The 23,000-nt window shown below is 42.2% G+C and carries 21 protein-coding genes; 15 read left to right on the top strand and 6 right to left on the bottom strand.

What is annotated here, in order from left to right; translation table 11 throughout:
- Nucleotides 1-105 precede the first annotated feature (105 nt).
- A complete protein-coding gene (locus R3D00_04940) occupies nt 106-885 on the top strand; it encodes a DUF695 domain-containing protein (GenBank protein ID MEZ4772509.1) in 780 nt (259 codons plus the stop codon).
- A 14-nt stretch (nt 886-899) separates the two neighbouring features.
- On the opposite strand, the gene R3D00_04945 is transcribed toward R3D00_04940, so the two are convergent.
- The 4 genes from R3D00_04945 to R3D00_04960 all read right to left on the bottom strand — a co-directional run bounded on the left by R3D00_04945 (nt 900) and on the right by R3D00_04960 (nt 6,356).
- Nucleotides 900-2,099 (bottom strand): Nramp family divalent metal transporter, encoded by a 1,200-nt coding sequence (locus tag R3D00_04945; protein MEZ4772510.1) that lies wholly within the window; start codon nt 2,097-2,099, stop codon nt 900-902.
- 19 nt (nt 2,100-2,118) lie between these two features.
- Nucleotides 2,119-3,825, bottom strand: a complete 1,707-nt coding sequence (locus R3D00_04950; GenBank protein ID MEZ4772511.1) for an adenylate/guanylate cyclase domain-containing protein — start codon at nt 3,823-3,825, stop codon at nt 2,119-2,121.
- A gap of 120 nt (nt 3,826-3,945) precedes the next feature.
- Nucleotides 3,946-5,109, bottom strand: a complete 1,164-nt coding sequence (locus R3D00_04955; protein MEZ4772512.1) for an FAD-dependent monooxygenase — start codon at nt 5,107-5,109, stop codon at nt 3,946-3,948.
- 14 nt (nt 5,110-5,123) lie between these two features.
- On the bottom strand, nt 5,124-6,356 hold the full coding sequence (locus tag R3D00_04960) for a metallophosphoesterase (GenBank protein MEZ4772513.1): 1,233 nt from the start codon (nt 6,354-6,356) through the stop codon (nt 5,124-5,126).
- A gap of 130 nt (nt 6,357-6,486) precedes the next feature.
- Here R3D00_04960 and metG point away from each other — a divergent pair, with 130 nt between their 5' ends.
- From metG to R3D00_04990, 6 genes are all read left to right on the top strand, one after another.
- Nucleotides 6,487-8,559, top strand: coding sequence for a methionine--tRNA ligase (gene metG / locus R3D00_04965; protein MEZ4772514.1), 2,073 nt, complete (start codon nt 6,487-6,489; stop codon nt 8,557-8,559).
- Between the two features lie 61 nt (nt 8,560-8,620).
- The gene (locus tag R3D00_04970; protein ID MEZ4772515.1) at nt 8,621-8,863 is read left to right on the top strand and encodes a DUF433 domain-containing protein; all 243 of its coding nucleotides are present in this window, start codon (nt 8,621-8,623) and stop codon (nt 8,861-8,863) included.
- 375 nt (nt 8,864-9,238) lie between these two features.
- Nucleotides 9,239-11,260, top strand: coding sequence for an AIPR family protein (locus tag R3D00_04975; GenBank protein MEZ4772516.1), 2,022 nt, complete (start codon nt 9,239-9,241; stop codon nt 11,258-11,260).
- A 160-nt stretch (nt 11,261-11,420) separates the two neighbouring features.
- Nucleotides 11,421-12,296, top strand: a complete 876-nt coding sequence (locus R3D00_04980) for a hypothetical protein (protein ID MEZ4772517.1) — start codon at nt 11,421-11,423, stop codon at nt 12,294-12,296.
- Between the two features lie 86 nt (nt 12,297-12,382).
- On the top strand, nt 12,383-12,880 hold the full coding sequence (locus R3D00_04985; GenBank protein MEZ4772518.1) for a hypothetical protein: 498 nt from the start codon (nt 12,383-12,385) through the stop codon (nt 12,878-12,880).
- A gap of 382 nt (nt 12,881-13,262) precedes the next feature.
- Nucleotides 13,263-13,772 (top strand): hypothetical protein, encoded by a 510-nt coding sequence (locus R3D00_04990; GenBank protein MEZ4772519.1) that lies wholly within the window; start codon nt 13,263-13,265, stop codon nt 13,770-13,772.
- Nucleotides 13,773-13,915: 143 nt separating this feature from the next.
- Here the strand turns inward: R3D00_04990 and R3D00_04995 are convergent, their stop codons facing one another.
- Nucleotides 13,916-14,413 (bottom strand): hypothetical protein, encoded by a 498-nt coding sequence (locus tag R3D00_04995; protein MEZ4772520.1) that lies wholly within the window; start codon nt 14,411-14,413, stop codon nt 13,916-13,918.
- Between the two features lie 488 nt (nt 14,414-14,901).
- Between R3D00_04995 and R3D00_05000 the strand changes: the two genes are divergently transcribed.
- The 5 genes from R3D00_05000 to R3D00_05020 all read left to right on the top strand — a co-directional run bounded on the left by R3D00_05000 (nt 14,902) and on the right by R3D00_05020 (nt 19,428).
- Nucleotides 14,902-15,561 carry a hypothetical protein gene (locus R3D00_05000; protein MEZ4772521.1) on the top strand — a complete coding sequence of 220 codons (660 nt, stop codon included), beginning with the start codon at nt 14,902-14,904 and terminating at the stop codon, nt 15,559-15,561.
- A 358-nt stretch (nt 15,562-15,919) separates the two neighbouring features.
- On the top strand, nt 15,920-16,738 hold the full coding sequence (locus R3D00_05005; GenBank protein ID MEZ4772522.1) for an alpha/beta hydrolase-fold protein: 819 nt from the start codon (nt 15,920-15,922) through the stop codon (nt 16,736-16,738).
- Nucleotides 16,739-17,309: 571 nt separating this feature from the next.
- On the top strand, nt 17,310-17,900 hold the full coding sequence (locus R3D00_05010; protein ID MEZ4772523.1) for a Crp/Fnr family transcriptional regulator: 591 nt from the start codon (nt 17,310-17,312) through the stop codon (nt 17,898-17,900).
- A gap of 99 nt (nt 17,901-17,999) precedes the next feature.
- Nucleotides 18,000-18,584 carry a YceI family protein gene (locus R3D00_05015; GenBank protein ID MEZ4772524.1) on the top strand — a complete coding sequence of 195 codons (585 nt, stop codon included), beginning with the start codon at nt 18,000-18,002 and terminating at the stop codon, nt 18,582-18,584.
- Between the two features lie 4 nt (nt 18,585-18,588).
- Nucleotides 18,589-19,428: an oxidoreductase gene (locus tag R3D00_05020; GenBank protein ID MEZ4772525.1), complete on the top strand. Its 840-nt coding sequence runs from the start codon at nt 18,589-18,591 to the stop codon at nt 19,426-19,428.
- A 111-nt stretch (nt 19,429-19,539) separates the two neighbouring features.
- Here R3D00_05020 and R3D00_05025 read toward each other — a convergent pair whose 3' ends face one another.
- On the bottom strand, nt 19,540-20,037 hold the full coding sequence (locus tag R3D00_05025) for a hypothetical protein (protein ID MEZ4772526.1): 498 nt from the start codon (nt 20,035-20,037) through the stop codon (nt 19,540-19,542).
- A gap of 317 nt (nt 20,038-20,354) precedes the next feature.
- Between R3D00_05025 and R3D00_05030 the strand changes: the two genes are divergently transcribed.
- The 3 genes from R3D00_05030 to R3D00_05040 all read left to right on the top strand — a co-directional run bounded on the left by R3D00_05030 (nt 20,355) and on the right by R3D00_05040 (nt 23,000).
- Entirely contained in the window at nt 20,355-21,287 is a 933-nt protein-coding gene (locus R3D00_05030) for a CAP domain-containing protein (protein MEZ4772527.1), read from the top strand.
- 162 nt (nt 21,288-21,449) lie between these two features.
- Nucleotides 21,450-22,031 (top strand): Crp/Fnr family transcriptional regulator, encoded by a 582-nt coding sequence (locus R3D00_05035; GenBank protein MEZ4772528.1) that lies wholly within the window; start codon nt 21,450-21,452, stop codon nt 22,029-22,031.
- 87 nt (nt 22,032-22,118) lie between these two features.
- Nucleotides 22,119-23,000 (top strand): NmrA/HSCARG family protein, encoded by an 882-nt coding sequence (locus tag R3D00_05040; protein MEZ4772529.1) that lies wholly within the window; start codon nt 22,119-22,121, stop codon nt 22,998-23,000.

Genomic DNA, 23,000 nt, shown 5'->3' on the forward strand with positions numbered 1-23,000 from the left:
ATAGATCCATGAGTCATTCTCCTTGTTGACTCTATAGGAATAACCATCCTTATCAGTGATTGCCCCTCCGTTCTTATGTTTGGTTTAACACTAATATCCATACGAATGGCGACTCCTTTGTTTATAGATGACCAGAGTGAATGGGACTTTTACTTCTGCACGATAGAAGATAAACCCGCATCCATCATGCTTGACCTTGCACTTATTCATACGGCTCCCCTGTCTGGAAAAAACGAATTCCTCCAGGTTGCAATAAACCTCAATTTCCCCAATGAGCATGGCCTTACCAATCCTGCGGAAGCGGAGATCCTCTATCTGATGGAAGATCAGCTGGCAGAGCATATTGCTGCAACATTAGGGGGGATTTATGCGGGAAGAAATACAACCGGAGGCCAACGGATATTTTATTTCTACTGCAATTCATCCATTGATTATGAGCGTATTGTGGATGAAGCCTTGGAAGGATTTTCAACCCATACTTATTCCAGCAGGGCTCAGAAGGATTCTGACTGGTCTTTTTATTTACAGTTTCTATATCCTTCCCAACTGGAATACCAGTCTATCCTCAACCGCAGGGTCATTGACAATTTGAAAAAGGAAGGGGATGACCTTTCTGATCCAAGAGAAATTGAACACTATCTGTATTTCCCGACACGTGAGCTGAGAGAGGCATTTGAAGAAAAAGCCGAATCGGAAAACTTTCGTATCATCAGCCGTAATTACGATTCCGGAGAAACCGAAAACCCCTACGGTCTGGTAATTGCCCGGGAAGATAAGATTGATCCTCAAATCATGGACGAGATTGTCATGTTTCTGGTGCTCAAGTCTGCTGAGGAAAAAGGCGAATACGATGGGTGGGGAACCGGCTTGTCTATTTCTGCCTGACAGGTTGCGATGAGTCACACCGACTGAATCGCCCGCCATAAGTTCATCGCACCTAACAATAAGGTAATGGCCACAATCAGGGTAAGCACCAGATTGGCGGGCAGTTTATTTCTCGACTTTTCGGGCATAAACCTGGCGTCGTTGACTACCAGCAGCAGAAATATCGCAATGAATGGAAGCAGCAAGCCATTGAGCGCCTGCGCAAGAATGATTGCGGGGATGGGTTTTATGCCCGAAAGCCCAAATAACATGCCCGTGGCCCATACAAAGATCCACACGATCCGGTAGTTGCGGGAACCGGGAGCCCAATGGGGGTTTCCGCTGCCAAACAGACTTTGTGCAGTAATCGCGGAGGCTAAAGGCGCCGTAACTGCCGAAGTAAAACCTGCGGCAAATAAACCAATCCCGAAAAATATGGAAGCCCAACTGCCTGTTTCCCTGCGCAACATTTCTCCTAATGCTTCAAAACTGAATGCGTCGGACAGCCGGGTTCCGGCAATCAAAATGGCAATAGAAATTGCCCCGCCGATCATGACTGCCGGAATCAGTCCTTTGCGCATGGCATGGATCTCCTGCTCTTTGCCTATTCCCGAGCCGAGAAATAGATTATAAGGGACGATAGTCGTTCCGATCAGCCCAATGGTCAATAGCCCTGATCCTTGAGGGAAAGTGGGCACAACCGCACCGGTGATCCACTTACCGGCGGGAATTCCGGAGCGAATCGCCACAGCAATAAATACCAGTCCCATCGCCGCTACGACAACTCCGAGGAGCCGGGAAATCGTTTCGGGTTTTCCCGCCCAAAGGACGGCCCCGCAAATAAAGCCTATGAGGAGTGTTGGGATCTTTGGATTCCCGCCAAACAGCAAAGATGTTCCGGACACAGCGCCGAGGATATTGCCGGCCTGATAGGCCGCGCAGCCAAAAATTACTGATATCCCCACAAAATAGCGGATCCACCGGGTAGCATGTTGCTGAAATTTTAATGCAATCGCTTCACCGAGATTTTTGCCTGAAGCAATAGAAACCCTTGCTGCGGCTTCCTGTAGAAAAATAGTTGCAATGGTCGAAAATGTCAGCGCCCAAATAAGACTTGTGCCAAACTCTGCGCCTGCTTTTGCCGCAGTAGTTACGGTCCCCGGCCCGATAAACGCCGCAGATATCACGGACCAAAAAAGAATACCGGATAGGGGTTTGCGGGATTGGGGTTTCATCAGTTATCTGGGCACAATTTCAAAACCACCGCTTTTTGACTTTGGGCGTAACTTCGGCGGGCAGAGGTTGTTTGGGCGTTTTGGAAATGATGTCTTTGACAAAGTACATATCTACCACGCCTTTATTTTTGACGATTTCTGTCCTTTTTTCCTCAAACTCTCCAAATGCTTTTATCCGCGAATAAGTTTCTGCGGATATATTCACCTTGCCTGCTTCTCCACTGGTTTCCATTCTGCTGGCGGTATTGACTGCATCGCCCCAGATATCATAGGCAAAACGTTGCTGCCCGATCACACCTGCAATGACCTGCCCGGTATGGATACCCACCCGAAGTTCCCATACGTCTTCCCCTCTTCTCTTTTTGCGCCCTATCCAGCGATCCATAAACTCCTGCATTTCCAGCCCCGCTTTTACGGCGTTGAGGGCGTGATCAGGGTCAGAAGTGGTTAAGTTTCCCGCTGCCATATAGGCATCGCCGATGGTTTTGATTTTATAGAGTTTGTGTTTTTCGATAATTTCGTCGAAAGCGCTGAAGGCCGTTTCCAGCTCTTTTACGAGTTCTTCAGGCGTCATTTTCGAAGCGATGGAGGTGAAATTTTTGAAATCGGTAAATAAGATGGTCACCTGATCGTGATTTACCGGAACGACTTTCCCCGTGGTAAGGAGTTCTTTGGCTACTTTTTCAGGGAGAATATTGAGCAGAAGATTATCTGCTTTCTCTTTTTCTGCTTTTATTTCACGGGCATGGCGTGATTTGGCCCTGCTGCGGCTGATCAGACCGATGATAATCATTAAAAAAACCACTACCCCCCCGATGGCCCCAATGAGATAATTTTGTTCGGCTGCTTTTTTTGCTTCCAGTGCGGCGTCCCTTGCTTCGATTTCTGACCCGGCTGCTTTCAGTTCGGCTTCCGTCTGGGCATTTTTCATTTCCAGAAGCTGTTTTTCACTTACGACCAACTGAGTAGCTTCCTGCTCTTTTTCCAGACTGTCCTTAATGGTTTCAATTTCTTCCTCAAACTCCTCCAACTCCAGTTTGACGGCCTGTTTTTCCATATAATTGCGGAGAAGAGTATAGCTGGTCGCCTGATTTTTTTCGATGATATTGACCATCTTGCGGTTGTTGGTTTGCCGGGCGATAGGCAGACTTCGGTTGAAAGCCATGAGCGCACCCTGATAATTTTCCATGGCAATATTCACTTCTCCGATGCTATTATAGCCCATGGCAATTTCTTCCATTTCTTTTGCCTCCAATGCCAGACTTACGCCTTTTTGAAGGTTGTCAAGGGCCTTTTCCAATTGGTTTTGTTTTTCATAGCAAATACCAATCAACCGATAGTCTTTCGCCATGCTGGCTTTCCAGGAGGGTTTTTCCTTGACAAGCTTTGATTTGAGGTCAATGGCTTTTTCCAGATTGTCGCGGGCAAGTGTGTATTTGTCCTGGTTCATGTACACCAATCCAATATTGCTGTACGCGAGGACTACTCCTTCCTTAGAGCGAAGTTTCTGTGCCAGCGTAAGTGCTTCTGTCGCAAAACTCAGCGCCTCCTCCGGATGATCCTGATTGACATCACGTGATGCGTCTATCAGCAGGGAAATTTTAGCTTCATTATCGGGCGCACTAGCGAGGCCTTGCTTGATTTCGTCAAGGTTGGCTCGTCCCTGAAGTTGGAAAACGCTCGCGGCGGTCAGGAGGATCAGTAAGCAGAATAAACGCACATTCATAGGGAAAAACTTCTCAAAAAATAAGCTGCCCCCTAAAATGCGAAACAATGGCCGAATAATAAAGTTATTTCCTCAACTTCTTCATTTCAACCTGAAATCTATAACCGGGTTTCGTATTTTTCAGCTTTCGGATTGAGCGGGGGAAAGGGTAGGGGAATACATTTTTTCCAGTTGTTTTTCCGTTACAGAAGCCGGGGTTATCCGCAGTAAAGTATTTCGAATTCCGGCCAGAACGGGATTTGTCCATTGCCCTACTTTCCCTAAACTCCACGATTGATTGACAATGCCTGTGGTACGCGTTATGCGCAGCGCTTCGAATGTTTTGAACGCTTCCTGTACCGAAGATCTGGCTTTCAAGCAATTAGCCACTGCAATAGCATCTTCAATGGCCATACATGCGCCCTGACCCAGGTTGGGAGTTGTTGCATGTGCGGCATCGCCAATAAGGAGGATTTTTCCAAAAGCAAACTGTTTCAGCGGCTTTACATCGGCGATATCGTTCCACAAAACCGCCTCGTCAGGAGTGTTTTCCAGAATTTTCGGAATGGGAGAATGATAGTCCCGGAAATTGCGGAGCAGTTCAGCACTTTTCCAACTGGCCATCTGAGGATCATTTTGCGGGGCGTTTTTGGTGGCAAACCAATACACCCGGTTTCCTGCCAGGGGTACAACGCCAAAACGGCCATTTTTTCCCCAGGATTCGGAAAACTGGTTCATATCCATATCTGCCGGATCCATATCCACAACGCCCCGCCAGCAGGTGTAGCCACTGTAGCGGATGGTGGCGTCTGGTACAAGCTGTTTTCTCACAGGAGAATGAATACCATCAGCAGCGATCAGCGCGTCGCCTTCTGCGAATGTGCCGTCTTCAAATTCTGCTGTCACTTTTTCTCCCTTCTGGTGAACTTTTACACAGCTTTTTCCTGTGATGATATTTGTTTCTCCAACGATATGTATCAACTTTTTATGAAGATCTGCGCGGTGAACCGCGTGACTGGTGTCTCCGTATTTTCTGAGGATATCAGGCGTAATGTTGAAAGCAATCAGTTTGCCTTTCTGGGTGTAAAGGCCTCCATTTACAAAGGCTTTTTCTCCTTTGATAATTTCATCGGCAATACCCGCCTCCCGCAGCGCACGGATGGCATTGGTCGCGATGACAATTCCGGCACCAAGGCCTTTCAGTTCCGGGACTTTTTCATACACTACAGGTTCAAAACCTTTGTTTTTTAGTGCGATGGCCGCACAAAGACCACCGATACCGCCACCGATGATGAGGATTTTCATGAGGAGAAAATTTATTACTCTTTCACCAGCTCAATTACTGTAATTTCGGGAGGAATTCCCACTCTGCCACTAAAGCCGATAAAGCCAAAACCACGGTTGACATAGATTTGCTGGTCGCCTTTACGGTACAAACCTGCCCACTGGTCGAAAAGGTATTTCGCAGGACTCCATTTTACTACCCCTGGTATTTCCACACCAATCTGCGAGCCGTGTGTATGCCCCGCAAGTGTAAGTTGAATGTCTGGCTGCTCTTTCCGTATCTGCCAGTCCCAATGCGTCGGGTCGTGAGACATCAGGATTTTCACCTGCGCGGATTCTGTTCCTTTTACAGCTTCAGACAGATTGCCATATCGGGTAAAGACTTTTTCTCCCCAGTTTTCCACTCCAATCAGAGCAAGCGTTGATTCGTCTCTGGTGAAAATATGATTTTGGTTTTTGAGCAGGTTCCAGCCAAGTTGCCCATGTGTTGCAACAACCCTTTTAAAATGGTCGGCTTTCTCTTGTTCTGAATGCCAATGGTAGTAATCGCCATAGTCGTGGTTGCCCAAAGTAGAGTAAACGCCCTCTCTGGCGTAAAGCTGCCTGAGCATATCTTCATAACCCTTTATTTCTTCTATCCGGTTATTGATCAGGTCGCCGGTAAATAATATGAGGTCGGAATCCTGTTCATTCACCATTTCTATTCCGGCCTTTACACTTTTTTTACTGTCAAAGCTGCCTGTGTGAATATCCGAAATCTGGGTAATCGTAAATCCTTCAAACTGTGGAGGGAGATTTTTTATGGGAATTTGCACCCTGCGCACCTGGAAATTATATTTTTCCCGAATAATACCGTCTGCAATGCCGATAAAGGGAATCCCTGCCGTAGCGAGTGCCACTTTACTCAGAAACTCAGACCGGGGAATCACTTTATCGGATTTCTCTCCCTGTGCCGGCGGATGTTGAAAAACTTTTTTCGAACTCCAGCGGCCCCATCTGATAATATCTTCGGCAAAAAGAAAAACAATCACCAGCGATTTTGGAACAATCAACCCCACAATGATCGTAGAAATCACCATTCCAATCACTCCCCGTGTTTCAGGTAAAAGAAAGAATGTTCCGATCAGTGATAGATACAAAGCCACATGAAGCCAGATATACAGCTTTTTTGCGAACGGCTTTTTTGAAAAAACAGTCTTAAATGCCTGAAAACAGTAAATTTCGACAAGTATGAAAAGAAACAGAAAGCTGAAAATACGGGTACTCATGCGGGAAAATGATCGTTTTCTGATTGCAATACTACGGCTATGCCGTTAATGTTTCTATTTTGAATACATATTTTACGGAACTGATGTAAAATTTCCCATCATTCCGCTTCTTCATTATCTTTGCCCCACTATGGACTACAAAAGATATACCATCACGTCGGCCCTTCCCTATGCCAATGGGCCACTTCACATCGGGCATATTGCCGGAGCCTATCTTCCGGGAGATATTTATGTGCGTTATCTGCGTATGCGTGGCCGCGATGTGGTGTATGTATGTGGAAGCGACGAACATGGTGCGGCGATCACTCTGCGTGCCAAAAAAGAAGGAACCACCCCGCGTGAAATCGTGGATAAATATCATGCACTCATCAAGAATACTTTTGAGCGGTTTGGAATTGCCTTTGATTTTTATCACCGCACAACGGAACCCATTCACCACGAAACTTCCCAGGGATTTTTTACGGTTCTCAACAATAAAGGAGAATTTATAGAAAAGACCGCCGCACAATTTTACGACGAGGAGTACCAGCAATTTCTCGCCGACCGGTATATCACGGGGAAATGCCCTATCTGTGGCAATGAACGCGCTTACGGCGATCAGTGCGAAAACTGTGGTTCATCTCTCAATCCGACAGATCTGATCAACCCTGTGTCAATCCTCAGCGGGAAAACACCTGTTCTCCGCGAAACCAAACACTGGTACCTTCCGCTTGACAAGTATCAGCCCTGGCTGGAAGAATGGCTGGAAGGGAAAAAAGGAATCTGGAAAAATAATGTCTACGGTCAGTGCAGTTCCTGGCTGAAAGACGGCCTCCAGCCCCGCTCCATGACCCGCGACCTCGACTGGGGCGTCGATGTGCCGTTGCCTGATGCTGTCGGGAAAAAGCTGTATGTCTGGATGGACGCGCCGATCGGCTATATTTCTGCCACCAAGCAGTGGGCCATCGACAATGGAAAGGACTGGGAATTGTATTGGAAAGAGCAGCCCGACCCGGCAGATAATTCCAGGCTGATTCATTTTATTGGCAAGGACAATATTGTTTTCCATTGCATTATTTTCCCGGCGATTCTTCACACTCACGGCGGATACCTTGTGCCCGACAATGTGCCTGCCAACGAGTTTCTGAACCTCGAAAACGACAAAATGTCCACTTCCCGCAACCACGCAGTCTGGTTGCACGAGTACCTGGATGAATTTCCCGGACAGGAAGACGTGCTTCGGTACGTGCTCACCTCCATCATGCCGGAGGCAAAAGACGGAGATTTTACCTGGCTCGATTTTCAGGCGAGAAACAACAACGAACTGGTCAAGATTCTCGGCAACCTTGTCAACCGTGTGGTTGTGCTGACCAATAAATACTATAACGGAGTGGTACCCGAAGCCGGAAATCTGGGGACAGATCAATCTGCGATGGATGCTTTTACACAGATTCACGAGATTACGGGCAAAATCGAAACATCCCTCGAAAACTTCCGGTTTCGCGAGGCGCAGGCCGAGTTTATGAATGTGGCCCGTGTCGGCAACAAATACCTGACAGAGCAGGAACCATGGATCAAGTGGAAATCTGACCCCGAATCGGTAAAACCCATATTGTTTACCAGTCTTCAGATCATCGCGCAGATCGGCATTTTGGCGAAACCGTTTCTACCGCATACCGCAGAACGGATATTTGACTTACTCAATATCGACGGGAGCAACCTCGGCTGGGATTCGCTTCAGGAAGAAGCGCTTATTCCTTCCGGGCATACGATTTATACCGGAGACGAGAAGAAAATCCTCTTCGAACCGATCCCCGACGAAGTCATTGAATACCAGCGCCAAAAACTCGAAAACAATTTACACACACCTTCCAAACCCGTATTTCCTCCCATGAAAGAAGCGATTAGTTTTGACGATTTCCAGAAAATGGACATCCGTGTAGGCAAAATCCTCGAAGCCTCACGCGTACCCAAGGCCGACAAACTCCTCCAGTTTAAGGTGGATACCGGCATTGACATCCGCACGATCGTATCGGGCGTGGCCGAGCATTTTGAGCCGGAGGCGCTGGTAGGCAAGCAGGTTCAGGTACTGATGAACCTTACCCCCAGGAAAATCCGCGGAGTCGAGTCGCAGGGCATGATTTTGTACGCCTCAGACAGCACGGGCAAACTGCATCTGGTAAGTCCGGTAGAAGAGGTTGAGACCGGTTCCGGGGTGAACTAGCGGTTGGGGCGGTGCTTTGTATTGTTGAGGAATTGTCGGTAAATTTAGAGAACTGTAGATTATGAAGAATATGGCACCCCAATATTTAAACCGAATAACTGTAAATCCGGAGGTTTGTCATGGAAAACCCTGTATCCGGGGAATGCGATGGCCTGTGGAAGTATTACTGGATATGCTGCTATCTGAGATGCGTTTTGAAGAGATTCTGGAGGATCATCCTGAACTGGAAAAAGAAGACATCCTGGCTAGCCTTGAGTTTGCAAAAATCCTTGTTTCGGGTAGAACGATAACGTTGGCAGCATGACATTCAAGGTATTGTGTGACGTCCATACACCATACGGATAAACAACCAGCAGAAAATACATATATCCTTTCTGACAAAAATTGTAGGAAAATGGGGGTATGCTTTCTGTATTTACCGGAAGTGTATATGGACTGGTTTGTGGGGAGGTGAGGGGGCGAGACAGAAAAATGCTACTGTCAGGGAATTTTTTTGGGTTGATGTAAAATATTGGTAGATTAGATACTTGGCTGACGTTCTTTGCAGTTAATCGGTATTGTGGAAGGATGTCCGTCCGCTGGAGGACATGGATTTTGAAGATATTTTGGGGATATACGCAATATTGCGGATACACAGATGTTGTGTGCTATGTTAAAATCCAAAACTCATTAAACAAATATGGCAAAAAATGACAAAATACTAATTGACGGTATAATTGACGACAGACTTGAAAATAAAATACCTTCTGACAAAAGAGATGAAGTTTTTGAATATTTTGTTTTTGAGCAGTTATTGAAAGACTACGACTTATCCAAAGAAGAATTAGAATTTGGCAGTGTTGACGGCAGAAATGATGGAGGCATAGATGGATTTTTTATTTTTGTAAACGGACATCTATTAATTGATACAGATAAATTTTTATGGCCTAAATCAGGCTCTATTCTCGAGGTTTGGATCATCACCTGCAAACATCACGATACTTTCAAACAAGCTCCACTAGATAATTTAGTAGCGAGTATTTCTGAACTTTTTGATTTTGCTTTAGCTGATGATGAATTAAAGGGGGATTATTCTTCTGAGTTAATATTTCTAAGGAATTGCTTAAAACAAGCATATAGAAAAGTATCACCAAGGCTAAGAGAGTTTAAAGTAAATTACCTTTATTCGTCAAGAGGAAACAAAGATGAACTTGGAGAATCTATAATTTCAAGAGGAAAACAAGCAGAACAAATTACAAAAGATTTTTTTGGAAATTGTCAAACAATCTTTGATTTTGTAGGTTCGACTGAGCTTGTAGATTTACACAGAAAAGCACCTAATTTTTCTTTAGAACTTCCCTTTTCGGATGACTTGTCAAGTGGTGAAACCTATATTCTTTTAGTAAAACTAAAAGACTATTTCAATTTTCTATCTGACAACGGCAAATTAAGACGTTATCTGTTTGACTCAAACGTAAGAGATTTTATGGGTCTAAACAGAGTAAATGAAGATATAAGAAATACTTTATTGAATGACAATTCTCCCGATTTTTGGTGGTTAAATAACGGTATTACTATTCTTGCAACAGGTGCAAGTGTGGTGGGTAAATCCATACAAATTCAAGACATTCAAATAGTCAACGGCCTTCAAACGTCAGAATCAATTTTTAGATACTTTGATGGAGGTGGAACTGACATAAAAAATCGTTCTGTATTAGTTAAAGTTATCGTATCGAACAATCCAGAAAATAGAGATGAAATCATTAGAGCAACAAACAACCAGACAATTGTTGAACTCGCTGCCTTACACGCAACTGACAAAATACAAAGAGATATTGAAGAAGCATTAAAGCTTGATGATTTTTACTATGAAAGACGAACTAATTTTTATAAAAACCAAGGTGCTCCTCAAGAAAGAATAGTTACACCTCTTTATTTAGCAAGTGGTTTTTTAAGCCTAATACTGAAAGCACCTGAACAAGCAAGTACGCTTAAATCCAAATTTATGCGCATTGAAGATTCTTACAATAAAGTTTTTTCTAACAACACTGACTTGCAGATTTGGTCAAAAATTGCATTTATTTTAAAAATTACAGATGCTTTTTTAGAAACTAAAAGACCTAATGTAAATGGATCAAGTGAGCATTTTTTGAAGTATAGACGTCATTTTGTAAGCTTTTTAGCGCTAAGCAAGGTATTTGAGAATTTTAACTTTACTATTTATGACTTAATTAAATTGGATAATAAAAAATTTACATTTCAAGAATTAGAAGAAAGTTGGGGTTTAATCAAAACAGTAATATCTTCTCAATTTTCAAAATCAAAATTGAAAAGAGGAACATTCCTTCAGTTATGTGAAGAGATTAATAAAGCAAATAATATAAAAGGGTACGATAGGCTTATTCATAATTTTGGCATCAACAACCAGAAGTTTATTGTTCAAAAAAGGGGATATAAATCTGAAAACAATATTACTGCTGATTTTATAGAGAAAGTTGACAGCATATTTCCTCAACAACCTTGGAAACCAGGGACACACAAACTTATTGCAAAACAATTATCTTGTACAGAATCTGAAATATTTTCTGCGGTTAACATTTTAATTAAGTCAGGTAAAAGGTATAAACAAAAAGATGGAATCATATATGATAAATCGGGACGCGTTATTGAAATTGATAAAGAGCGTGTGGACGAAAAAACATTGAAACTTAAGAATGAATAAAACACAGCACACAACAGGCGTTTGGCTCAATGGCGGGTGAAGTGGTTAATTGAACATTCTACCTCGCATCAACTTTTGTGGTGTATTGACAGTTTTGAGCACCGAAATCCGCCACTGCGCCAAGCCGAAAACCGTTAGCTACCATTAAAGAATAAAAAAAATGGACGAAAAAGTAATTGCAGCAATAATTGCAGCAGTAACATCAATTATAACTATTATTATTACCTCTATTTTTAAACCACGAATAGAGAAAAGGCTGCATAGAAGTAGAATTGAAATAGATCATGAGCTTGAACAGAAAAAGAAAATTAAGGAGGTGTTATCTAAGTATAAAATACACCTAATTAGCTCAGCGGATTCATTAAGAGGGAGACTTAATAATTTTGCGAAAAATTATACGAAAAAAGAGCATTATGTCAATGGAAACTATGTTGACAAGGAGAATTATTATTTTCAATCCATGATATATAGAATTCTGAATTTTTATGCTTGGATGAAAGTAATAGATAATAATCTGATATACTTAGATACTACAATTGCTTCAGAGAAAGACCTGAATTTTATAAAATACATGAGGGCAATGAAAAGGTCTTTACAAAGAGGCAAGTTAGTTCATGGCTTACAAGTTGACCCCGAAACAAGCAATGATTTGATTTACAGGGATACATTAGATGAAATGTGTCTTTGGCTTATTGATAATGATTCTGTAATTCCGTATCCCGAATTTAAGGCAAGGATTGAAGGGAACATTGATCATTATAAGAGGTTATGCGAGTTTATCGACGGTGTAAACCCAGATGAAAATAGAAGAAGATGGGATAGGCTGTATCTGTTACAGTTATTGATTATGAGTTTTATTAATTCTTATGGCTATGATTTTCAGTTTAGTAGTGCTGCAATCTTTGATAAGCAAATAGAGAGAGCAAAAAAATATGACATTTTCCCAAATGCAATAATGATGTTGGAAAGATATAAACTTGAAAAAGAAGAGAATGTGAAGAGGCTTATTGAAAAAATGAATGAATACGGTAGCTAACATCGTCTACGCGGCTAGTGATGCGTCGCAAGCTCCTTTCACCAGCGCGTAGTCGGGGCGTTACCTGAGAAAAAATTAATAAAAATATGGAAAATTCGGTAGAACAGATCAAATTCTTGATTTCAAAGAGCCAAACTAAAGAAGCATTAACTTCACTATTCAACTTGATAAAAGAAAGTGGGGACCAGAATTCTGAAATTACAGTATTGACTTTATTGGCTCAACAAAATGATTTAGAAATAATAAACACTAGAGGAGTAATTTCAAATAATGAATTGGATACTGCTCAACGAAAATTGAATGTACAGGTTTTGGAATTGCTAAATCATTATTCAGCTAATGGGCAATTAGATCTTAGCTTATTAAATATTAAGAAAAAGGGGATTGCAAATAGAGTAACAATAACTCTAGCATCTTTAACCATTTTTTTTATTGGGTTTTATATAATTTCTTGGCAATTATATCCGTCGGACGTTCCTATTGGGGCGTTCTTTGATGTAATTATTATTTCAAAATATGCAGGAATTATATGCTTTGTATCTTTAATAATTACTCTTTCGGTGAGAGCAATAACCAATAGATAGATGAATTTTTTGTTTGTATGGAAAAACGATAGGAATGTCTATCATTATTTGAATCGCGTAAAGTGACACCTCATTTCTAGTAAATAAAAATTTTCAATGCTCAGGTAACATGGGCTCACCCCCATTAAGTTAAGCCCCAAAAAGCTCAGATTGACAAGGGTTGTTACCAGGTGGTTGATAGTGGCTTAGTCCAGCCACACAAGTTACCGGTTGGGTTGTGTCAGGTAGTCTATGGCCCATCGTAAACTTCGATCCATAAAGCTTCTGTTTTCGTTGATTCAGGTTACGCTTTTTTTCTTAACTTAATGACCGTGAACACTCGCTAACCGGAAATTCCTGCTTCGCTGAGAACTTAAGCTATATAACCAGATATATAATCCCAATGAAAATAATCATTCCTTTGTTTGCGATTTGTCTGTTGTTTACAAATTGCACCCAACAACAACCCGGGACACCTACAGTTGATTTTGAAAAGGAAAAAGCAGCCATCCAGGCTGTCATCGCCAAAGAAACGGAATCTTACTATAAGCAGGATTTTGAGGCATGGAAAAGTACCTACCTTCAATCACCCGCTTTCCGCAAGTTTTGTTATTGGGAGGGGTATCCCGAAAAAGTTATAGCCTATGTTGGTTTTGAATCACTGGCAGCGGAAAAGAAAAAACAGTTCGATGCCAATGAAACGCTTTGGCAAGGCTCAACCGAGGAGCGCACAAACGAGAACTTTCGCATCACCAACGATATGGCCTGGTACACTTTTGAGCAAAACTCCTATGAAAAGGATACACGGGCATTTCTGGGAAAATCATTAGAAACCCGCATCCTTGAAAAGGAAAATGGGGAATGGAAGATTGCTTATCTGGGGTATCATTATTATCCGATGCCGAACCCATAATCGTCAAATTCCTGCTTCACTGAGAGCGTCAGTTTGCCCTTCTCCCCCAGTGTGGACCAACTGAAAAGCAGAAATTATCAATGCCGGGATTGAACACCATGTAGTAGCATTCAATCCCGGCATTTGTTTTTTTACCCAGGGTGTTAGAGCTCGATTAATGTGGGTGCGCCTTTGCTTTTCAACCAGGTGTTGAACTGCTGCTTCTCGCTTTTGCTGAGCTGACTGGCAGTCTCTTCAAACTGTTGGAACAAATTCTTGTTGGTGTTGGCATCCCTGAGGCTTTGCATGATGGCCATTTTGCCTCCAATCGTCTTCAGCCTGACACCGGCCTCGGATTGAAACCCCGCACCATTCAGATAGCTGACTGTGGCCCGGATATGGCTAAAATCCACGGATTCGATGCTTTGACTTACAGTACGACCGGCTACATTTTCAAAACAAAAGCAGGAAAAAACGCCACATGAACAGTTGTTGCCACCCTCGGCCGAACAAAACCATCCATTGCATTTTCCGACAAACAGCATTTCCGGTTCCAACAACACAGAATAATTTGCCTCGTTTATACCAGGGGTATTTTTTTCAGGGTTAGTGGGCATCCAAAAACCCAGTAGGGGGAGCAAAAAAAATGATAGATACTTCATGGCTAAAATTTTTAAAAAGTGATTGATTTGTTGAAAATGTTTACCCTGCAAAGATTGCCCGGGAATTCAGCCATTGGCATCGGTAGAATTAAGGAAAATGCCTACGCAGATCTGCGGATTTTGAACGTATCTGCCCGTCCAACTGCATGCTTCCCAGGGAAAAAAGGCTGAAAATTGGGGCAAAAAGCCCAAACTTCCCAACCTGCCCTGCTTTTTACGCAGTTGGCTGGCGTTGTATATGGATTCGTTGGTGGAGTGGTGAGGGAGGATACAGAAAGATGCTACTGTCAGGGAAATTTTTTGGGTTGAGGGAAAATATTGGTAGATTCAGCTACTATACTGACGCTCTTTAGAGATAACCAGTATCTATTTCTAAGCGGAAGGACGCGGAGGAGAAACTGCGGAGTCCACTGGAGGATAGGGATCTCGAAGATATTTAGGGGATATGGGCAATGTTGGGGGTGTGCGGATGTTGTGTGGCATTCAAAATGAAAAGACTGACATTCATATTAATCATTGGCATTTTGGTCGCTTGTACAAATAATTCAACTTCTTTGGACAAGCAAGAAAATGTTTCGACCGACTCGGCTGAAATGACGAATTCTGATACGAACGTTATAGTAGAGAATGATAATAAAAGAGAAACAACTTTTTACTTCAAGGACTCTACAAAATACTCTCAAGAGTGGATAAAGGAATTCAAAGAAAGACATAGAGGATACAAGAGTGTCCAACTCATTGACGACACGATTATCATCAACAACGACAGAAAGGACTTTATCACATTGCCAACAGACCTTCCTATCGACTCTGAAGTTTATTATGAGTTAATTCAGGACGGCAGTACATTTAGCCTTACAGTTAAAAGAATAAACTATACAACTATTGAGTATCGCTACGCAGATGTTAACACTAAGAAAGAGGGACTAGCCCATATCGAACCAGTATTCTATTTTGGAGCTGAAGGTGTGTTTGAGGATGATGACGGTATGACTTATGGGATGAACGAGTACATTGACAATTCCCAAAAGGACTGTTGGACTTACATATACGTAGGTATGCAAAGTATAAACAAGACCTTTCTCAAACACGGGTGCGAAACCCACTTGGAGAAATTGACTACACCACTATTGACTAGAAAAGAATAAAAAAAACGCCACACAACAACGGCTCACCCCCATTAAGTTAAGTCCAAAAAGCTCAGATTGACAAGGGTTGTTACCAGGTGGTTGATAGTGGCTTAGTCCAGCCACACAAGTTACCAGTTGGGTTGTGTCAGGTAGTCTATGGCCCATCGTAAAATTCGATCCATAAAGCTTCTGTTTTCATTGATTCAGGTTACGCTTTTTTGCTTAACTTAATGACTGTGGACACATGGCGGGTGACAGTGTTAAATTTAAAAGTAGTTTACTATATTTCGTTCACGCTCAGTGGATAATGCGGGCTTCGAAAACCGCTACGACATTATGCGCTGGCGTTCGCAATAAACATATAAACCATAAAAATATGAATCGCCTTGCTTTAGCAATCTGTTTTCTCCTGTTTGGGGTTGTGCTGCTTGGTCAAGGTAGCAAAGACTCTATCAGACGTGTAGAAATTCTAAATAGCGAAACCTTTACTCTATATTCTGATGGACTTGAAACAGAATATCATATTAAAGTTCTGTTGCCTGAGAGTTATGCAAAGTCGGACAAGAAGTATCCGGTTCTGTATCTTTTAGATGGAGACCATGCCTTCGCCATGGCCACAGACATCGTCACTTATATGCAATATGGCGGCCATATTCCGGAAATGATCATTGTGTCACCTGCATACAACGATAAAAACGGTCCTGATGAGGGCGGGAATAATCAAAGAAGAAGGGATTTTTCGCCATTTAGATGGGACGGGGTTCCGTCCAACCCCAGCGCTGATAAGTATTACGCCTTTTTAAACGATACCATCATTGCACACATAGACAATAAATACCGCACAAAGGAGAATGACAGAACACTTTGGGGCTATTCCAGAAGCGGGCTTTTTGTTTTATGGACCTTATTTGAAAGGCCAGGCACGTTCGACAAGTATATTGCCCTCGACACAGGTTTTCATAAGTTCAATGAATTGGAATCGAACTATCATGCCCAACACGACACGCTTAATGCGCGCCTTTTCATTGGGTACGGGAGCCTGGGCAACAGTAAAAAAGACATAGAATTCATGGAACAATTGTCTAAACGTAATTACAAAAAATTCAAATATGAATTCAAGGCTCTTCAGGGAGAAAAGCACCTGATGATTCCCTCTACAGGGCTGGCATTGGGCTTGGAATTCGTTAACAAGTAGTAACATTCTCTGACTATGAATCAGTGTACAAGCCTTTTCACACTATTACTTGTTTTTCATAGTGCATTTTAGGGCAATGCGCAAACACAATTCCTGGAACCAAATTTAAAACCCGACAAATATCAAGTCGGCTTTAAATCACTCCACGAATACGACTATAGCCGCAGCGTTCCTGATTCACAGTCTATTTTTCTGAAAACGCCATAAAACCTTGCCCGTCCATCCAGTGAAGCATCCATTTGTGAAAGAGCGAATGTCAGACTTCAACATGCAACAGCTCCTTCTGAGATGACGTCTCGCGTGGTTACAACCCCATTAAGTTAAGCTCCTACTCCCCCGATTCAGGTGGGTAGTGAGCATACCGTCGAAAAATCCTGGTGCTTCCCTTTTCATTGATTCAGGTTATGCTTTTTTGCTTAACGTAATGACTGTGGACATCAACTAACGTCATGGCGGGCTACTGGCGGATTGACAAGTCCATCCTTTTTACTACTTTTAGGCGGACGTTTTGGTGGGCACTTCGTCTGGCCGCCACGTCCGTTTAGTAAGAGCGTTGTAGCACATTTTCGTAATGAACAACAAATACCCAAATCTCTTAGCTAACATTTCCAGATATGTTACCCTAACAGAGGCTGAACAAGAGCGGCTCATATCAATTATTCATATTGCCAGAATAAAAAAACGGCAGTTCATTGATCAACCTGGTTTCACCAGTGGTTATAGAAATTATGTGGCTAAAGGGGCTTTCAGATCCTACTTTATTGATAATGACGGAAAAGATCATACTGTACAGATCGCCATGGAGGATTGGTTTGTAAGCGATTTTTACAGCTACATTACCCAAACCCCTGCAACGCTATTTGTTGAGGCATTAGAAGATTCGCTGATTTATCAAATGAAGTACGATGATATTGAAGGGCTATGCAAAGAAATCCATGCATTAAGTGAATATTTCAGAATCACAACCGAACGTGCATTTGCATATTCAAGAAAACGTGCACTTGCTAATCTGAGCATGAGCGCGGAAGAACGCTACCTTGATATGCTTGAACGTTACCCCGACATCATCTTAAGAGTACCACAAAAAGTGATCGCCTCCTATTTAGGGATGAGTCCAGAGTTTATGAGCAAGATAAGAGCTCGTTTGTCTGCACAATCTTGAACTAGTTCAAGAGTTTTTCATAATCTGCTTCATTCCGAAAGAGTGTTGCCCTTATCACTTTTGTATTGTCAATAGTGACAAAACAATAATTAAAAAAAAATGAAATTACATGTTTTTTTTGCCGGACTAATTTTGTCTACAACAATAGTTTACGGCCAAACTCAAAAATGGGGCTATGATGCCTCACATGCAAAGGTGGGGTTCTCTATTAGCCATTTTGGAATTTCTGAAACTGAAGGGAAATTCACCAAATTTGTGGGGGAAGTATTGTCCGACAAGGAGGATTTTTCAGATGCTAAAATCGCAATTACCATTGATGTAAATAGCATCAATACAGAGGAGCCTCAGCGCGACAAACATCTTAAATCTCCGGATTTTTTTGATGTGGAAAAGTATCCTTCGATAACTTTTATTAGTAAGGAACTCAAGCCTGTCGGTAAAAACAGATACAAACTCATAGGTGATTTTACCATGCATGGCGTTACAAAAGAAATTACGCTTGATGCGGTATATAAGGGAAAGGTTGTAGACCCTTATAACAATACCAAGGCTGGGTTTAGAGTAAGCGGGGAATTGAACAGAACTGACTATGGTTTGGAATGGAATGGCGTTTTAGTGGCAGGGGGTGTTCTGGTGGGAGAGATAGTTACCCTGGATATAAATATTGAGCTGATAAGATTATAACAAGATGAACCCCAAAAAGAGAATTTGGCTCATTACGGGAATCTCAAGCGGATTGGGCAAGGCACTTGCTCAATCCGTGATGGAAACCGGGGACTTTGTGATTGGGACTTTCAGAAATCAATCACAGGTAAATGAGTTTAACGAGCTACATGAGAGAAGTGGTCTGGCCATTAAATTGGATATCACGAATGAAGTTGAAATTGAAGAAGCTGTAAAATCCGTTCTCTCTAAAATTGGAAAAATTGATGTGTTGGTGAATAATGCGGGAATTGGATTTGTCGGTGCTGTGGAAGAAACGTCTGTTACAGAGGTTCGTCAGGTTTTTGAAACTAATTTCTTTGGAGCGTTAAAGCTGACACAAGCCATTTTGCCTTCAATGCGTAGCGCAAAGCAAGGGCATATCGTGCAAATATCTTCGCATGGAGGGATCAAAGCCTTTGCCGGTTTTGGTATTTACAATGCCAGCAAGTTTGCATTAGAAGGATTTAGCGAGGCACTGGCCCAAGAAGTAGCACCTTTAGGGATAAAGGTTTCAATAGTAGAGCCTGGGCCATTCCGGACAAACTTTGCGGGTAATAGTTTGGGAGAAGCGACAAACTTTATCGATGACTACGCTGAAACTGCAGGAGCATTTAGAGCAAGGCTGAAAGGAGTTGACGGAAAACAAGAAGGCGACCCCCTAAAAGCCGCTAAGGCAATTATTGAATTGGTCCATTCCGAAAAGGCAACGCTGCGTTTGCCACTTGGAAAAGTTGCATTGATGACCATTGGTATGAAATTAGAGAGCGTAAAGTCGGATTTAGAGAAAAACCGAGAAGCCGCTGAACAAGCTGTGTACGACTAAAAAACGTGCCACAACAATGTGATAAGCAATAGCGGTTTGGGTGCTAACCCGCCGGGATTGAACACCATGTAGTAGCATTCAATCCCGGCATTTGTTTTTTTACCCAGGGTGTTAGAGCTCGATTAATGTGGGTGCGCCTTTGCTTTTCAACCAGGTGTTGAACTGCTGCTTCTCGCTTTTGCTGAGCTGACTGGCAGTCTCTTCAAACTGTTGGAACAAATTCTTGTTGGTGTTGGCATCCCTGAGGCTTTGCATGATGGCCATTTTGCCTCCAATCGTCTTCAGCCTGACACCGGCCTCGGATTGAAACCCCGCACCATTCAGATAGCTGACTGTGGCCCGGATATGGCTAAAATCCACGGATTCGATGCTTTGACTTACAGTACGACCGGCTACATTTTCAAAACAAAAGCAGGAAAAAACGCCACATGAACAGTTGTTGCCACCCTCGGCCGAACAAAACCATCCATTGCATTTTCCGACAAACAGCATTTCCGGTTCCAACAACACAGAATAATTTGCCTCGTTTATACCAGGGGTATTTTTTTCAGGGTTAGCGGGCATCCAAAAACCCAGTAGGGGGAGCAAAAAAAATGATAAATACTTCATGGCTAAAATTTTTAAAATGTGATTGATTTGTTGAAAATGTTTACCCTGCAAAGATTGCCCGGGAATTCAGCCAATGGCATCGGTAGAATTAAGGAAAATGCCTACGCAGATCTGCGGATATCTCCAGGTTATGCTTTTTTTCTTATCTTGATGGCCGTGAACAATGTAGTTCGCATAATTTAACCTTTATGAATTCCAAAATCTGGGTACTCTTACTTTTTTCGATGGGCCCGTTGGCTGTATTCTCCCAACCCACAGGTAAGGCGGCTGACATATTTAACCTCATCAACGAGGCAAGAACCAACCCCGGTAGTTTTTTGACTACATATAAAACAAAAATTAATGAATACGAACCCAAGTTTATTGCAGTGCTTGAAAAATCCGCTCCCATAGACAAAGTAATATGGGATGAAAATTTAGCACTAAATTGTAAACAAATGGTTGAAGGAACCCTTAATCCTGAATACAAGGGCGTCAATAAAATGTGTGGGTTTGCTTATGGTAGCGGTAACGGTTATAGCAATGAAAATGCTTTGTATTTTTTATGCGATTCATATACGCATATACTAAACGAAGACGAATTGTATTTTGGGTTTTATATCAGTTCAAAAGGGCATGCCTTTACATGGGGAGAATCGTGTGAAGCTAAAAGGTATGTATTTGAATTGAAGGATGCCATAGATAGCTCAAAAGTTGATTTCAGAAAAATCAGCACTGCTGCTAATGAAACCGGAATAAACGCTATGGACAAAGAAATGATTAAGGAAATCAATTTTGTCAGGCAATATCCCCAGGTGTATGCTTCTATTGTGGCAGATTATTTATCAGACAGATCAAAATATTGGGGTGGATTATCAAAAGACGATTATGAAGCAGGAAATGAGCTGATTGAAGAATTGAAGGTAATGACTCCCGTGCAAATACTTTTCCCCCAAAAATGTGTTTATGAAGCAGCAAAAAAACATGGAGAAGACTGTAAAAAAAGAGGTTTTTTAGACCACACCGGCTCTGATGGCTCAAGTCCATTTTCCAGGATTTCAAGCTTCTGCAGCGGGCTGTCAGGAAATGAAAATATCGTAGGAGGAACAAAAGATGCAAGAACTTTGGTAATTGAATTGTTGATTGATAGTGGAATCAGCAGCAGAGGACATCGTTATAATATGCTGGACCCGGACTGGAAATATGTAGGTTGTTATGGATATGATGGCGGGGATATGTATAATTATATTCAGAACTTTGCCACAGATTAATTGACCATAACTGTCCTCTCCCCCGATACCACACCAGGTCTAAAGAAGAAATTCTGCTGTAAACTTTTCCTATCTTAATGACCATGCCCTATTTTTAAAACCCTAACAGGCTTCCTAAGCGTAGCAAGTTCAGGCAGTGTAACGTTGTAGCGAATTTGACAAATGAAGACAGAGCCTCTGATACACTATTTCAACAATTTTCTTCCGTTAGATGAAGAAGAAAAATCTTTCCTGGAAGAAGTTTTTAAAGAGCGAAAAGTTAAACGGAGGCAATTCATTCTTCAGGAAGGAGATGTTTGTAAACACAACACCTTCGTTGTAGATGGTTGCTTCAAAATGTATATGGTAGATTCGAATGGAAAAGAACATAACCTCCAGTTTGCAATTGAAAATTGGTGGATCGGAGATATCGGCAGCTTCCATTCTGAAGAACCAAGCAGACTTTACATAGAAGCCATAGAGAACTCAATTATACTCCAAATCAAAAAGGAAGATCAATGGAAGCTGTTTGTAGATTACCCCAAATTCAATAGAATCTTTAGGGTTCTTGCTGAGAATGCCATGGTAAGCTTACAGAATCGGGTACTTCAAAATATTAGCTCAACAGCAGAAGAACGATACTTACAATTTTCTAAAAAGTACCCGCAATTGTTTAATCGAATCTCTAACGTTCAAATTGCCTCCTATTTAGGCGTAACCCCAGAGTTTCTGAGCACCATCCGAAAGCATCTCTCCAAATCTTAATCTACCTTAAGGTTCTTTCTTAAACTACCTTATAGGCTACCTCAGCCAGGATATTCCATCTTTGTATTGTACTTAAAATCAATCAAAATGGAAAAGAAAATTATTGCAGTAATAGGAGCAACTGGCTCTCAAGGTAACGGAGTCGTAAATGCCCTGGTTAAAGATAGCACTTTCAAGGTAAGAGCGGTCACCCGCAACCCTGATAAATATCAAGGCAGAGCAGATGAAGTTGTCATGGGTGATTTAACCGACACTGAATCATTAACCCATGCTTTCAAAGATGCCCATGGTGTTTTTGTGGTAACCAATTTTTGGGAAGGTGCAGATGAGTTGGCACAAGGAAAAAATGCCGTTGAAGCTGCAAAAAAAGCTAATGTCAATCACTTCGTTTGGTCAACATTGCCAAACGTAGAGAAAATTAGTAATGGAAAATTTGATGTTCCTCATTTTACAGGAAAAGCCGAAGTTGATGAACTGGTAAAAAATGCGGGTTTTGCCAACTATACGTTTGTTCAGGCGCCTTTTTACTTTCAAAATCTAACAGGACAAATGGGCGCACAACCCCAACAAGACGGTTCCTTCGGTTGGACATTGCCCATTGATCCAGGTAAGAAAGTAATCCACATGGCAGACATCAGCGATCTGGGGAAAGTAGTAGCCGGAGCGTTATTACATCCGGAGAAGGCAGGCAAGGGAGCCTATTTATCCCTGGCTGCCGAACAGAACAGCTTCAACGATGTATTAGCAGCTTTCAAAGCCAATGGCAAAGCGTACAGCTTTTACCAGGTTCCCACCGAAGTGTTCTCCAATTTTTTTCCCGGAGCAGGAGAAATTGCCCAGATGTTAGCCTATTTCGAGAATCATACCTACATGGGCCCCAATTCGGAAGCTCAAATCCAATTGGCCAAAGAAATTTCCACTGAGCAATTCACCTCACTAAACGATTGGATTAAACAAAATGAACTTTAG

Source organism: Bacteroidia bacterium (genome assembly GCA_041391665.1).
GTDB lineage: Bacteria > Bacteroidota > Bacteroidia > J057 > J057 > JAGQVA01.

Excerpts from the sequence above, each read along its gene's own strand:
- R3D00_04940 (MEZ4772509.1), top strand. The coding sequence starts at position 106 with ATGGCGACTCCTTTGTTTATAGATGACCAGAGTGAATGGGACTTTTAC.
- R3D00_04945 (MEZ4772510.1), bottom strand. The coding sequence starts at position 2,099 with ATGAAACCCCAATCCCGCAAACCCCTATCCGGTATTCTTTTTTGGTCC.
- R3D00_04950 (MEZ4772511.1), bottom strand. The coding sequence starts at position 3,825 with ATGAATGTGCGTTTATTCTGCTTACTGATCCTCCTGACCGCCGCGAGC.
- R3D00_04955 (MEZ4772512.1), bottom strand. The coding sequence starts at position 5,109 with ATGAAAATCCTCATCATCGGTGGCGGTATCGGTGGTCTTTGTGCGGCC.
- R3D00_04960 (MEZ4772513.1), bottom strand. The coding sequence starts at position 6,356 with ATGAGTACCCGTATTTTCAGCTTTCTGTTTCTTTTCATACTTGTCGAA.
- metG (MEZ4772514.1), top strand. The coding sequence starts at position 6,487 with ATGGACTACAAAAGATATACCATCACGTCGGCCCTTCCCTATGCCAAT.
- R3D00_04970 (MEZ4772515.1), top strand. The coding sequence starts at position 8,621 with ATGAAGAATATGGCACCCCAATATTTAAACCGAATAACTGTAAATCCG.
- R3D00_04975 (MEZ4772516.1), top strand. The coding sequence starts at position 9,239 with ATGGCAAAAAATGACAAAATACTAATTGACGGTATAATTGACGACAGA.
- R3D00_04980 (MEZ4772517.1), top strand. The coding sequence starts at position 11,421 with ATGGACGAAAAAGTAATTGCAGCAATAATTGCAGCAGTAACATCAATT.
- R3D00_04985 (MEZ4772518.1), top strand. The coding sequence starts at position 12,383 with ATGGAAAATTCGGTAGAACAGATCAAATTCTTGATTTCAAAGAGCCAA.
- R3D00_04990 (MEZ4772519.1), top strand. The coding sequence starts at position 13,263 with ATGAAAATAATCATTCCTTTGTTTGCGATTTGTCTGTTGTTTACAAAT.
- R3D00_04995 (MEZ4772520.1), bottom strand. The coding sequence starts at position 14,413 with ATGAAGTATCTATCATTTTTTTTGCTCCCCCTACTGGGTTTTTGGATG.
- R3D00_05000 (MEZ4772521.1), top strand. The coding sequence starts at position 14,902 with ATGAAAAGACTGACATTCATATTAATCATTGGCATTTTGGTCGCTTGT.
- R3D00_05005 (MEZ4772522.1), top strand. The coding sequence starts at position 15,920 with ATGAATCGCCTTGCTTTAGCAATCTGTTTTCTCCTGTTTGGGGTTGTG.
- R3D00_05010 (MEZ4772523.1), top strand. The coding sequence starts at position 17,310 with ATGAACAACAAATACCCAAATCTCTTAGCTAACATTTCCAGATATGTT.
- R3D00_05015 (MEZ4772524.1), top strand. The coding sequence starts at position 18,000 with ATGAAATTACATGTTTTTTTTGCCGGACTAATTTTGTCTACAACAATA.
- R3D00_05020 (MEZ4772525.1), top strand. The coding sequence starts at position 18,589 with ATGAACCCCAAAAAGAGAATTTGGCTCATTACGGGAATCTCAAGCGGA.
- R3D00_05025 (MEZ4772526.1), bottom strand. The coding sequence starts at position 20,037 with ATGAAGTATTTATCATTTTTTTTGCTCCCCCTACTGGGTTTTTGGATG.
- R3D00_05035 (MEZ4772528.1), top strand. The coding sequence starts at position 21,450 with ATGAAGACAGAGCCTCTGATACACTATTTCAACAATTTTCTTCCGTTA.
- R3D00_05040 (MEZ4772529.1), top strand. The coding sequence starts at position 22,119 with ATGGAAAAGAAAATTATTGCAGTAATAGGAGCAACTGGCTCTCAAGGT.